Raw genomic sequence first — 12,641 nt, forward strand, 5'->3', positions numbered from 1 at the left:
ATGCGGCGATTCATTCCCCTGATCGTAGGCGGCCTGCTCGCAGTGGCGGCGTGCTCATCGTCGCCACAGTCCGAACAAAACGGAACTCCGTCCTCCGCCCTGCCGAGTGTCACGGTCATGGCACCTGTCTCTCCCGCGCCCGCCCAACCGGCGAGCAACCGTCAACCGGTTCGGTTCGACCCCTGTGCCCGCATCGACGACGCGGTCCCGACCGCGCTCGGTTTCGTCGCGACGACGAGAGAACGATCGGACTACGTGTTCGATGACTACGCGTTCATCGGCTGCGACTTCACTCGATCGGAAACGGTGCGCGGTCAACAACTACAGGTCGGCCATCTGACCATCTCCTCGACGAACGTGACTCTCGAGGAGATGCGTGCCCGCGACTACGAGGATGCCCGGCCGACCACGGTGAACGGGAAGGAAGCCCTGTTCCACCGAACGCGCGCGGCGGAATCCTGCTACATAGCGATGCCGGGCCCGGACGCCACGATCGAAGTGCGCGTCTCCAGCGCCATCGCGTTCACCGACTGGGTCGCCTGCGACCACATCGACGAAGCCGCCCGCACCGTCGAAGCCGCACTCCCGAAGGAGGGAAAATGACCGACTTCCTGAAAGTCGACATCGACGTGCTCGACAAGACAACCCAATCCCTGCGCGGCTCCGAGCAGGTCCTCACCGACGCCATGAAAGCCATGTCCAAGGACAGCAACGCCGATATCGGCACGGCGAAACTCAACGAGTCCGCCGACAATTTCCAGCGAAAGTGGCAGTTCGGCATCGAACGGATCTCCGAGTCGGCCGGCGTCACCGCCGACGGTGTCGCCCAGTGCAGCCAGAAGTACCAGGAGCTCGACCGCACGGTCGCCCTCATGCTCGCCATGGCGGGCGCCCAGCTCGACCCGGCCGTCTCCGAGCAGGCAGGCCGATGACCGCGAACCCCTACCCCAATCTCGGTTTCAACCCCACCCCCGGCGACGCGACCCAGGTCGCCACCCTCGGCGCGAAGGTCGAAGCCGCCGCCGAAGCGATCACCGAGACCAACGCCCTGCTGTACCGCCTGCGCAACAGCACCGACGATGTCTGGAAAGGCAAAGGGGGCGAGGCTTTTCGCGACAACTTCGACGCCACCCTCGCCCGGGACCTCGAGCTCGCCGGCGCCGCCCTCCTGACCGCGCGCGACCTGATCAGCACCTGGCACGCCGACCTGATCGCCTTCCAGGACACCGCGAAGAACCTCGAACTCGAAGCCGCCACCGCCCGCGCCGAGCACACCAACGCCGTCACCGCACTCCAACAGGCCAAATCGAACCCCGACCTGAACCTGGCCAACCAAACCTTCACCGACTCGAACCAGCTGGCCGCCGCCCAAGCCCGCCTCGACGCGGCCGGCGCCAAACTCAGCGCCGCGGTCGGCACGGTCAACCAGTGCCAAACCACCATCGACGCCATCCTCGCCCGCGCCACCAGCCTGCACACCACCCACTCCGCAAAGGCGAGAACCGTCGCCACCGAACTCGACGCCGCCGCCAACTTCGCCCCGAGCGAACCGGACAAGAGCCTCTGGGACCGGATCTCGGATCTGTGGAGCTGGGTCGATGAGAACCGCGACCAGATCCACACGGTGCTCTCGACGACAGCCGCTGTCGGCGGTCTGCTGGCCATCGTCACCCCGCCGCCGATCAACGGCATCGCGCTCGCGGTCTCGCTCGCGGCCGGCGTCGGCGCCCTGGCCCTGGACGCCACCGACGACGAACTGCGCGACGATTTGCTCCACGGCAGCTGGAAGGAAAAGGCCGGGGCCGCGGCGACCGTCGGCGGTGACGCGCTGAGCATCATTCCCGGAGTCGGTGGCGTGGTGAAGGCCGGAAAGGTCGCGGCCGTCGGCGGGGGTGTCGACGATCTCGGTCGTTTCGGCCAGACCTGGCACGCCTGGGGTGAGGCGGCGAGCGATCCGGGTTTCGTCGCCAGGGCGATCACCGATCGCAACATCCTCGGCACCACCGACAGTCTGGCCTCCTCCGGCGCCACGAACGGCGTGCACTCGTTGCTGCAGCTCACCACCGCCGAGGGTAAGCACTTCGACGAGGCGAGCCCGGCCAGAGCACTCGCGGTGATCCAACGGTTCACCGGGGCTTCCTACAAGTCCGTCGACGCGTCCAACGACGATTGGGGCTGATCATGATCGCCGTGAAACTGCCCGATGGGTATCACGAACTGCCGCTCAACGACATTCAGACCGCCATCGACGCATCGGAGAATCTCGTGCCGTCCGAGGCGCGGGAGAGTTTCGCCGAGGTGGCACCGGCGATCGGGAACCTGCTCGCCGAACTGCGCGCCCAGCACACCGGCTACTGCGGAATCGGCAGGCACACCGCACCCGACGGCACCGTGGTCACGTCCTGGCTCACGATTTCCGACCTCGGCTACGGACCCGAACGCAACCCGCGCCTGGTCGTCGCCGAACTGGTCACGGACAGATCGAAGCCGGGTACCTACGTGGAGCCGGTCGAATTGGACGGCCGGACTGTCCTTTTCACCGAGTCGACCCCTACCTTCCTCGTCGGTGCGGACAGCGACGAGCACGATCGCCTCGCCGCCACCGTCCACCAGATCGAAGCGATCGTCGTCGCCGACGACGGCACCAGGATCGCGGCGGCGATATTCTCGACCGCCGATGTGGCCTACGGCGCGTATTTTCGGACGATGATGATGTCGCTGGCCACCTCGATGCGTTTCCGGGTACCCGGCGACACTGTCAGCAGCCTGGCGCTATGAGCCTTTCCGACACCGCCGCCCCATTGCCACGAGCCTGGCTCACTGCGCGAACCCTGTGGACCCTGACATGGACCACGCTGCGCGCGCTCCTGATTCTCGCCGGTGGAATCGCGTGTATTCCGCTGTTCCTGCATCAATCCGGAATCCTCGAATCGTCGACCGCCGCCTCGAACAACGGCGTCCCGGCCTTTCTCGCCATCCTCCCACTGACCTGGATCGGTCTGGTCATGACCCGAACCTCGATCAGACGGTGGATCGCGGCGCGGCATCGCTGGCGGGAATTCCGGCTCGAGTCCTGTCGCTATCAGATATCGGAATGGGTTCGCCTGATCGATTCCGACGGGAATGCCGCCGGGACGCTGGTTCTGCGGAAATGGATATACCAGGTCTTCTCCGGCGAGGATCAGGTGGTGTGGTTCGCCGGTCGGCCGGACAAGGTCGGACTCATCGCACTGCCGGGCGGTCGTCGCACCCAATTGGCCTACCGCCCACTGACACAGATCACGCCGACATTCCTGACCGCGTCCACACCGGCTCCGCCACAGCGCGAGATCGTCGACACGACCACCGACCTTCCGACGAAAGTCACCGCGAACGGATTCACCGTCCACCGCGTAGACGGCCGGTTGGTGATGGTTCCCCCGAGCACCCCGAAACCCGAACCCCCGCCCGATTTCGGCGGTACCGGCGATTCCCGCTATCCCACACCCCGAAAACTGCGACGCACGCTCGCGTACCTGTTCGACGTCACCGTCCATGTGGGCCTGGCCGTCGGCTTCGCCGTCGCGATCGCCGCCGTGACGCAGCCGCGAGCAGAGCAGTTGGACCTGAGTGTGGCGGTCTCACTCGGTGCGTTCACGGTCATTTCCTTTCTCGACCGTGTTGTGCTGCAACACCTTTCCCACGCCACCTTCGGCAAACTGATCTTCGACCTGGTGATCGTGGACCGCGACACCGGTCACTATCCGCCCTTTCGGCGCCTGTTCTGGTCGTGGGTCTACAGCATGTTCGCGGTGACCTACATACCGCTGGAACTCGCCGAACGCCCGCAGCGATACTTCCTGCCCGCCGTGCGCACCGCCGATATGCGATCGCCACGGACAACACCGCCGACCCAGGAACCGACCACCACCGGCCGCATCCCCGATGCCGTGGGCAACGGTGCCATCGACGCCTGAGCCTGGGTATCGGCGGCGTTTCTCCCTGCGAGGACAACCCGCAATTCGCGTGTCGTCAGCGAGGTTGTCGGGTCGACAGGTCGATCGGGATGTGATTGTCGGAACACACAAAGTTCGGCGGAACCGCGTACGCGGGCAATGAAATACGGAATGGTCAGTCCGTATGGACTATCGACGTGAGCTCGCGCGTGAAGTCGGCGGGCATGTACACGCGTTCGAGTTGCTGTCCGAGGCCGAAGCCAGAGAACTGATCGAACTGTTCCACGCCGCGCGGGCCAACGAGGCACGGGCGCTGCGGCGCGCCATCGATTCCGCGCTCAGCGCGATGCCGGGCCCGCTGCGCAACACCACCCGCAAGATCATCTTCGGCGGCTGAGTCACCATGATCGAAACCGAACTCGAGGCCCAGACCCAGCTCGTGGTCCTGGCCCGCACCCTGCAGGTCTCCCCGCAGCACCTCGCGCCGCTGGCCCGGCTCGGCGCGGTGCACCTCGCGGCGATCCAACAGCAGTTGGTGCGCGCGCTGCACGACGAGCACGCCGAGACCTTCCGCCGGGTCAGCCCGGTGGTGCCGATCTTCCCGGTCGCGTTGGGGGTCAACCTGTTCGAGCGGGTGGTTCCGCCGGTGCTCGCGGCCAGGTTCCTCGGCGCCGTCGGCGTGCGCCACCCGGAGAAGTGCGCGCAGGCGCTGTGCATGGTCGACGCCATCTACGCCGCCGACGGCGCGCCCTACCTCGACCCGAACGTCTTCGAACTGCTGATGCGCTACGGCCGACCCGAGCCGATCACGCTCATCATCAACGAACTGCTGCGCCGCCGCGACTACCTCACCGCGGCGCATTTCCTCTCGGTGGTCGACGAGGCGCTGATCGCGGCGCTGGAACGCAACGTCCTCGACGACGCGGGCCTGATCTTCACCGCCGCCTACGCCTACCCCGCGCACACGCTGACCCGGATCGTGCGCCAGCTGCTCGCCGGTCCGTACCAGCGAATTCCCGGCATGTTGCAGACGGTGCTGGCCGGGCCGCCCGCCCTGCATCACGCGATGTTGGCGCTGCTGTGCAAGATCGAACCGAGTGCGACCGCCACGCTCGGCGACGCGCTGTTCGGGCGCGGTTCGGTGCACGAGGTCGGCCGGTTCCTGCTCACCGCGGTCTACCGCAACAGCGCGCCCGCCCTGCTCACCGTGATCGGGCGGATGCAACCGGTCGCGCTGTGGTCGCTGTCGACGAATCCGCAGTTCGCGGACCCCGGCGTGCTCAGCGCGCTGGTCCGCTCGCTGCACGGCAACACCGACGCCGACCCGTGGCGCGGATTGTTCGCGCTCTCGGCCCGCCTGAGCGAACCCTCGCGCCGCCACATCGCCGCCACCCTCGCCGACCTCGACGAAGCCTCGGTCGCCGCGCTGCCCGCCCACGCCACCGACGCCTCCTACTGGCCCTCCCTCCTGCAACTGCTCTCCGAATCCGAACCCGCCGCCCAATCCCGCGTCGCCCTGATCTGGGCCCGCCTGTCCCCCGAATGGCAAGCGGGCATCGAACGCCACATCCACGAAAACCGCTACGACACCCGCCTGAGCCGCATCACCGAGGCCCTCACCACCCTGTCCCCCGAGGAAGTCTTCTTCCGCCGCCGCCGCCAGAACCGCCAACGCGGAGAAGACCACTTCGCTTCGTGGTGAAGACAATTCCCGTGTCGGCGGCACGCTAGAGGTCCTCCGGCAGTATCCGAAACGCGTCATGGGTCGAGGTGAGAACGCCGCAGCCCCCGCCGAGCAGAGTCGACGGGGGCTGTGGGACAACGGTTTTCGGGTCAGCCGAGCAGGCGCCAGTCTTCCAGGCCCTGGTAGAGGGGGACGGACTGGGCCAGGCGGGAGACTCGGGCGCGCAGGGCGTCGAGGTCGGCGCCGCCGGCGAGGGTGGTGGCGATGATGTCGGCTACCTCGGTGAACTCGGCGTCGCCGAAGCCGCGGGTGGCCAGGGCGGCGGTGCCGATGCGCAGGCCGGAGGTGACCATCGGGGGGCGCGGGTCGAAGGGGACCGCGTTGCGGTTGACGGTGATGCCGACCTCGTGGAGCAGGTCTTCGCCCTGCTGGCCGTCGAGTTCGGAGTTGCGCAGGTCGACCAGGACCAGGTGCACGTCGGTGCCGCCGGTGAGCACCGAGATGCCCTTGGCGGCGACATCGGCGCCGGTCAAACGCTCGGCGAGGATCCGCGAGCCGGACAGGGTGCGGACCTGACGGTCCTTGAACTCCTCGGTGGCGGCGATCTTGAACGCGGCGGCCTTGGCGGCGATCACGTGCATGAGCGGGCCACCCTGCTGGCCGGGGAAGACCGCGGAGTTGAGCTTCTTGGCGAATTCCTGCTTGGCCAGGATCAGACCGGAGCGGGGGCCGCCGAGGGTCTTGTGCACGGTCGAGGACACCACGTCGGCGTACGGGACCGGGGAGGGGTGCAGGCCCGCGGCGACGAGTCCGGCGAAGTGCGCCATGTCGACCCACAGGTAGGCGCCGACCTCATCGGCGATCTCCCGGAAACGGGCGAAGTCCTGGTGCCGCGGGTAGGCCGACCACCCGGCCACGATCACCTTCGGCTTGGCCTTGAGCGCGATATCGCGGACTTCGTCCATGTCGATGCGGTGGTCCTCTTTGGAGACACCGTAGGAGTGGACGTCGTAGAGCTTGCCGGAGAAGTTCAGGCGCATGCCGTGGGTGAGGTGGCCGCCGTGGGCCAGGTCCAGCCCGAGCAGGGTCTCACCGGGGTTCATCAACGCCATCAGCACCGCGGCGTTGGCCTGCGCGCCCGAGTGGGGCTGCACGTTGGCGAACTCGGCGCCGAAGAGTTCCTTGGCCCGGTCGCGAGCCAGGGTCTCCACCACGTCGACGGCCTCGCAGCCGCCGTAGTAGCGGCGGCCGGGGTAGCCCTCGGCGTACTTGTTGGTCAGGACCGAGCCCTGAGCCTGCAGGACCGCGCGGGGCACGAAGTTCTCCGAGGCGATCATCTCGAGGGTGTCGCGTTCGCGGGCGAGTTCGCCCGCCATCGCGGCGGCCAACTCGGGATCGAGCTCACCGAGAGACTGGGTATTCACCGAAGCGGTCGTCTGCGTCACGGCATCGAGTCTATTGCCGAGGGTGCGCGGGCCCAGCACGGGGATACCGCAACCGCGCCGATCCGGCCACCGGAGAGACCGGGATCACAGCCGCCTGACCAGGTTCGATAGCCATCGAACAGGGCAATCGGACGTAACACCTCGACCGGGGGTGACCGATGACACAGGTATGAACTTCGCACCCGTGGGCCCGCTGGAGGGCTTCATCATGGCCATCCAACAGCTGATCTGCACCCTGACCGGCGGCCAGAACTGCGTCATCTACACCTAGACCCCGACCGAAGGACAAGCCATGCCTGTAACTCCCGCCATCGCTCCTTCCAATCCGATCGAGGCCCTGCTCCTACAGATCAACTACCTGATCTGCTCGCTGTTCAACCCCGGCGGCTGCGTCGTCATCCAGTAGCGCTCACCCGGTCACCGCGCCCATGCGCCGGATCGCGCCCGGCGTGAGCGGCTCGTCGAGCAACCGACCGAACCGCTCGACCCGATCCTGCGCGTCCACCGCACCGTCGAGCCACCCGCCCAGCAGGCGGTAGCCCTCCACGTAGGTGCTCACATAGGCCCGCCACAGCGGCGAGGACAGGAACCGCAGCATCTGCCGTGACCGTTCCGGCGTCGACAACAACCAGCGCTGTAGATACAGCGCGGCCTCGTCCTCGCCGCGATGCTGATCGTGCAGCAGCAGCGCGGCGTCCTGGCGCACGTTCAACAACTTCGCCGACGCGGTCGAGAACCGCTCGGCCCGTTCCCCGTCGAAGCGCAGCCCCAGATCGGCGTAGATCTCCTGCGCCCACACGCCCCACCCGGGTCCGACGATCGACTGGAGAGCCAGATCGGCCAACCCCTCCGCCATCAGGCACTGCGGGGTGTTGACCAGGAACAGCGTCTGCTCGTCCTCGCCCGCGGCGACCAGCCCGGCCTCCTTGCGGCAGTGCTCGGTGTGGTGGCCGGGGTAGGACTCGTGCGCGATCAGCGCGGGCAGGTGGCCCATGTGCTGTTTGAGGTCGGAGTTGATCGCGACCGTCGAGGCGAAATTGCCCAGGTAGTAGTTGAAACCGGACCACGGTTTGTCGCCGACCACCTCGTAGGTGACCTGCTCGTGGTCGGGCAGCGGGTAGCGCTCGCGCACCCGCTCGCGCAGCGCGCTGGAGAACGCCTCCACGCAGGCGGCGAGCTTGTCCGGGGGGATCTCGTCACCGCGCCGGTAGGCGGCGGCGCGTTCGGCGAGCGGTCCGTCGCCGCCGAGCACCTCGTCCATCTGCCGGTGCGCCTCGCGGTAGTCGTCGGGGTCGCCGGGGGCGATGTCGACGTCGAAGTACGCGCGAACCTCGTCGACGAAGCCGATCTGCTCCCCGGCGAACTTGCGGGCCGAGCACTCCATCGCCACCAAGTGCGCGTCGAGGAATTCGGTGCGCTGCGCTGACAGGCCGGCGTCGGGCAGTTCGGCGCGCAGGGACACGGCGCGTCGAGCGAGTTCGGCGGGCTCGGGAACAGGCGCGTTCTCGACCTCGCGACGCAACTGCGGATCGCCGGTATAGGCGTCGACGAACCCCTCTTCGAGACGATCGAAAGCCAACCCCAGGCGCAGGTATTCAGTGACAAGTGGATGAGACCCCATCCGCCCGACATTACGGGGTCGACCGGAAAATGGCGCCTTACCTCGGCATTGTTGCTAGTTACCCGCCGGTAGCCAAACCCCCTGTTGCGCGCGAACGGCGAGCACGGAGCACAATCTCGCTATGCGGTCAGCGTTATCGGGGTCATCCCGGATCTCACCCGACGGGCAGCCCGGCTGTACCGAGACGACCGAACGGTGGGTCGGATAGGTGGCACGGATGAGTGAGCCGAGCCCCTACGTGGAGTTCGACCGAAGCCAGTGGCGCACCCTGCGCAAGTCGACTCCGCTGGTCCTGACCGAAGACGAGCTGACCGGGCTGCGCGGACTCGGTGAGCAGATCGACCTCGAGGAGGTCGCCGAGGTCTACCTGCCGCTGGCCCGACTGATCCACCTCCAGGTCGCCGCGCGCCAACGACTGTTCGCCGCCACCGCCACCTTCCTCGGCGAGAAACACCCCGACAAGCAGGTGCCGTTCGTCATCGGCGTCGCGGGCAGCGTGGCGGTCGGCAAGTCGACCACCGCGCGCGTGCTGCAAGCACTGCTGGCGCGCTGGGATCACCACCCCCGCGTCGACCTGGTCACCACCGACGGATTCCTGTATCCCACAGCCGAACTCACCCGTCGCGGCATCATGCACCGCAAGGGTTTCCCGGAGAGCTACGACCGGCGCAAGCTGCTGCGCTTCGTCACCGAGGTGAAGTCGGGCGCGGCCGAGGTGTGCGCGCCGGTGTACTCGCACAAGTCCTACGACATCGTGCCCGACGAGAAACACTGTGTGCGCCAGCCCGACATCCTCATCGTCGAGGGCCTGAACGTGCTGCAAACAGGTCCGCGGCTGATGGTCTCGGACCTGTTCGATTTCTCCATCTACGTCGACGCCCGCATCGAGGACATCGAGAACTGGTACGTGCAGCGCTTTCTCGCACTGCGCAAAACCGGCTTCGCCGACCCCGAGGCCCACTTCCACCACTACGCGGCCTTCAGCGACGAGCAGGCCACCGCCGCGGCGCGCGACATCTGGAACTCCACCAACCGCCCCAACCTGGTGGAGAACATCCTGCCGACCCGCCCGCGCGCGACCCTGGTGCTGCGCAAGGACTCCGACCACACCATCAACCGGTTGCGCCTGCGCAAGCTCTAATCGATCGGAACACCCAGCGCGACAACGTGTTCGGCCACTTCCGAGCGGGCCTGCCCGCGATGGATCACGAGCATGCCCTTCGGGGTGCCGCGCGCGTCGGTGGCCTCGCCCGCGACGACCTCGACCACCGAACCCCGCACCTGCGGCAGCATGTCGATCACCGGGTACTCCCCGACCGGCGCCCACCCCTGCGCCGCCGACTGCAACCGGTCGACCGCGCTCGGCGCGCCGACCTGATCGGCCCACTTACGGGTGGAGATGGTGATGGAACCGTCGCCGGTCCAGCGCGGGCTGTAGACGGCCGAGCACTCACCCGGCAGCGTCGGCAGGGAGCGGACGCCGTTGGTGTCGGCGTCGATGGTCGCCACATTGCCGCTGCCACACGTGGCGCTGCGCGCGGTGGCGCCCGCCAGCACGAAGGTGTGACCGTCGGGGCCCGCGGCCGCCGAGAGACCGGAATCGATGCCCTCCACCCGGCCCAGGGGCAGGATGGCGTCGGCGCCGATGGCGTAGAGGTGGCTCTTCTCCCACCACAGACCCCGCGACTCGATCCGTGCCAACAGCAGGTAATCCGGGCTCGCGGCGACGAGTTCGGCCCCGTCCCACGCACCGCCCGTGAGCGGACTCGGCGACTCCGGCAGCGCGATCTCGCGTTCGGGCGCGGCGGGCTCGGTGCCCGCCAGGTCCATCGCGATGATCTGGCCCGGCTCGCGCCACCACCCCACCGTCGAATCGCGCAGCGCCACCGCGTCGGTGCACTCACACGGCGTGCGCGAGACCGACCCGTCCACGGCGTTCAAGGCGACCAGCGTCTTGGTGCTCTTCTCCACCGCGAACGCGAAATCACCGTTCCTGGTGAAGCTCACCGGCGCCGACGAATACCCGAAACTGCCGGGGGCGCGCAGGATCTGGGCCCCGCGCATCACCGCCAGTTCGGATTCGGTGCGATAGGCGAACACCGAATCACCCGGCTCCTCGACGGTCGAGAGTTCCGGCAGCGCGGGCTTGTCCTCCTCGCCGCCACATCCCGCCACGGCCCCCACCACCGCCAGGACCACGATCACCGCACGCCATCTCGGACCGCTCAACTTCGTCGCACCGCGCACCACTGTCCCCTGCACTCCTCGTTCGGCCCCTGTCTCGCGCAGCAGCCTAAACCACCGCACCGACACAACAGCCGAAGACGAGCTACAACTTCCAGGCGGCGTCGAGCCTGGTCGCCACATCGATATTGCGGACCGCGGCGATCTCGGGCTTGCGGATCTCCTGGGCGATATAGCGCGCCACGAACCGGCGGATCTCATGATCGACACTGGCCAGGACCCGCAGCAGCTCACCGCGTTTGGAACTGCTCGCCACATTGACCCGCACATCACCCGGACGCGGCTCGGCGATATCGATGATCACCCGCAGCGGATCGGCGGTGCGCGCGGTCAGATGCAGGTGCACGGTGCCGTCCACCCGGAAACGCGACCGGTCGACCGCGAGATCGACGACCAGATCCACATGCAGCGGAATGGTCAACTCGAAGGAGATGAACGCGTCGACGAAACGCAGGATGCGCGGCTGACCCAACTCCACCTGCGCGATCACCTTCGCCAAGCGACCCGGACCCACCCCGATCGGCCCGAAATCGAAAGCGGCGCCGGTGAGCTGACCGAATGCCTCGGCGATGCGCTGCTCGGAGACGGCGTACTCGAGAAAACGCCTGCCGAATTCCTCATAGCTGATGAAAGAAGGCTGCTCGGGGTGCACTAGCCGTAGGGTACGCGACCCCACCGACATCACACGCCGAAGCGGCGATGACGTGCGGCGTAATCCCGCAGGGCACGCAGGAAGTCGACCCGACGGAACTCCGGCCAATACGCCTCGGTGAACCAGATCTCCGAATACGCGCTCTGCCACAACAGGAAACCCGAAAGCCGCTGCTCACCAGAGGTTCTGATCACCAGATCCGGGTCGGGCTGACCGGAGGTGTAGAGATGCTGGCCGATCGCGTCGACAGTGATCGACTGGACCAGATTCTCCCCGGACTCCCCCGAGGCGATCTCCTGGCGCACCAGCGACCGCACCGCGTCGGTGATCTCCTGACGCCCGCCGTAACCCACCGCGACATTGACATGCACGCCGTCGCGCCCACTGGTGCGCTCGGCCGCCACCCGCAACCGCTTGGCGATCAACTCCGGGAACCCCGCCAGCGAACCGACGATCCGCACGCTCCAGTTCTGCTCGGGCGCGGACAACTCCTCGACGACATCGGTGATGACCTCGAACAAGGTCTCGAGCTCTTCGGGATCGCGGCGCAGATTCTCGGTCGAGAGCAGATAGACGGTGACCATCTCGATGCCCTGATCCGAACACCAACCGACCAGTTCGGCGATCTTGAGCGCGCCGACCCGATGCCCGTGACTGACGTCGGTGAACCTGTTCTCCCGCGCCCACCGGCGATTGCCGTCGCACATGACGGCGACATGGCGGGGGTGCTGCTTGTCTGCCAGCTGCTTGGACAGCCTGGCTTCGTAGATGCGGTACGGCAATCCACGCACCCGACCAAGAAACTCCACGCCCGCACCCTACGCTCCCCCGCCTCTCCGCGATTTTTGCCGGTCGTGGGTGCGGGGTGAGTTTCGTGTCGGGGCGGGGGTGAGGGGTGGGTTGTGTTTTGGGGTGGTTGGTGAGTTACCCATGTTCTCGGGGACTGCTCCGCGACTTTTGCCGGGCGTGGGGGCGGGGCGAGTTGCGTGCCGGGCCGGCGGTGAGGGGTGGGTTGTGTTTTGGGGTGGTTGGTGAGTTACCCATGTTCTCGGGGACTGCT

The 12,641-nt window shown here is 67.3% G+C and carries 13 protein-coding genes; 8 read left to right on the forward strand and 5 right to left on the reverse strand.

Features of this window, described 5'->3' with window-relative positions:
* From ACFP3H_RS23500 to ACFP3H_RS23530, 7 genes are all read left to right on the forward strand, one after another.
* A complete protein-coding gene (locus ACFP3H_RS23500) occupies positions 1 to 603 on the forward strand; it encodes a DUF3558 domain-containing protein (RefSeq protein WP_378609211.1) in 603 nt (200 codons plus the stop codon).
* Positions 600 to 932 (forward strand): hypothetical protein, encoded by a 333-nt coding sequence (locus ACFP3H_RS23505; RefSeq protein WP_378609212.1) that lies wholly within the window; start codon positions 600 to 602, stop codon positions 930 to 932. The genes ACFP3H_RS23500 and ACFP3H_RS23505 overlap by 4 nt, the downstream gene beginning before the upstream one ends.
* Positions 929 to 2,179, forward strand: coding sequence for a hypothetical protein (locus ACFP3H_RS23510; RefSeq protein ID WP_378609213.1), 1,251 nt, complete (start codon positions 929 to 931; stop codon positions 2,177 to 2,179). The genes ACFP3H_RS23505 and ACFP3H_RS23510 overlap by 4 nt, the downstream gene beginning before the upstream one ends.
* A gap of 11 nt (positions 2,180 to 2,190) precedes the next feature.
* Positions 2,191 to 2,778 carry a hypothetical protein gene (locus tag ACFP3H_RS23515; RefSeq protein WP_378609215.1) on the forward strand — a complete coding sequence of 196 codons (588 nt, stop codon included), beginning with the start codon at positions 2,191 to 2,193 and terminating at the stop codon, positions 2,776 to 2,778.
* A complete protein-coding gene (locus ACFP3H_RS23520) occupies positions 2,775 to 3,956 on the forward strand; it encodes an RDD family protein (RefSeq protein WP_378609216.1) in 1,182 nt (393 codons plus the stop codon). The genes ACFP3H_RS23515 and ACFP3H_RS23520 overlap by 4 nt, the downstream gene beginning before the upstream one ends.
* Before the next feature lie 163 nt (positions 3,957 to 4,119).
* Entirely contained in the window at positions 4,120 to 4,332 is a 213-nt protein-coding gene (locus ACFP3H_RS23525) for a hypothetical protein (protein ID WP_378609218.1), read from the forward strand.
* A 6-nt stretch (positions 4,333 to 4,338) separates the two neighbouring features.
* On the forward strand, positions 4,339 to 5,637 hold the full coding sequence (locus ACFP3H_RS23530) for a hypothetical protein (RefSeq protein WP_378609219.1): 1,299 nt from the start codon (positions 4,339 to 4,341) through the stop codon (positions 5,635 to 5,637).
* 131 nt (positions 5,638 to 5,768) lie between these two features.
* Here the strand turns inward: ACFP3H_RS23530 and glyA are convergent, their stop codons facing one another.
* Together glyA and ACFP3H_RS23540 are read right to left on the reverse strand one after the other, a co-directional pair.
* Positions 5,769 to 7,064: a serine hydroxymethyltransferase gene (glyA, locus tag ACFP3H_RS23535; protein ID WP_378609221.1), complete on the reverse strand. Its 1,296-nt coding sequence runs from the start codon at positions 7,062 to 7,064 to the stop codon at positions 5,769 to 5,771.
* A gap of 409 nt (positions 7,065 to 7,473) precedes the next feature.
* Complete coding sequence (locus ACFP3H_RS23540; protein ID WP_378609223.1) at positions 7,474 to 8,685, reverse strand: DUF885 domain-containing protein; 1,212 nt, start codon at positions 8,683 to 8,685, stop codon at positions 7,474 to 7,476.
* A 208-nt stretch (positions 8,686 to 8,893) separates the two neighbouring features.
* On the opposite strand from ACFP3H_RS23540, the gene coaA reads away from it, so the two are divergent.
* On the forward strand, positions 8,894 to 9,826 hold the full coding sequence (gene coaA, locus ACFP3H_RS23545) for a type I pantothenate kinase (protein ID WP_378609224.1): 933 nt from the start codon (positions 8,894 to 8,896) through the stop codon (positions 9,824 to 9,826).
* Here the strand turns inward: coaA and ACFP3H_RS23550 are convergent.
* From ACFP3H_RS23550 to ACFP3H_RS23560, 3 genes are all read right to left on the reverse strand, one after another.
* A complete protein-coding gene (locus tag ACFP3H_RS23550; protein WP_378609226.1) occupies positions 9,823 to 10,914 on the reverse strand; it encodes a hypothetical protein in 1,092 nt (363 codons plus the stop codon). The two genes, coaA and ACFP3H_RS23550, sit on opposite strands and share 4 nt — an antisense overlap.
* Positions 10,915 to 11,014: 100 nt before the next feature.
* Positions 11,015 to 11,581, reverse strand: a complete 567-nt coding sequence (locus ACFP3H_RS23555; RefSeq protein WP_378609228.1) for a hypothetical protein — start codon at positions 11,579 to 11,581, stop codon at positions 11,015 to 11,017.
* Positions 11,582 to 11,610: 29 nt separating this feature from the next.
* Positions 11,611 to 12,390: an isoprenyl transferase gene (locus tag ACFP3H_RS23560; RefSeq protein WP_378609230.1), complete on the reverse strand. Its 780-nt coding sequence runs from the start codon at positions 12,388 to 12,390 to the stop codon at positions 11,611 to 11,613.
* Positions 12,391 to 12,641: the final 251 nt, after the last annotated feature.

This window comes from Nocardia lasii, from assembly GCF_042658545.1.
GTDB lineage: Bacteria > Actinomycetota > Actinomycetes > Mycobacteriales > Mycobacteriaceae > Nocardia > Nocardia lasii.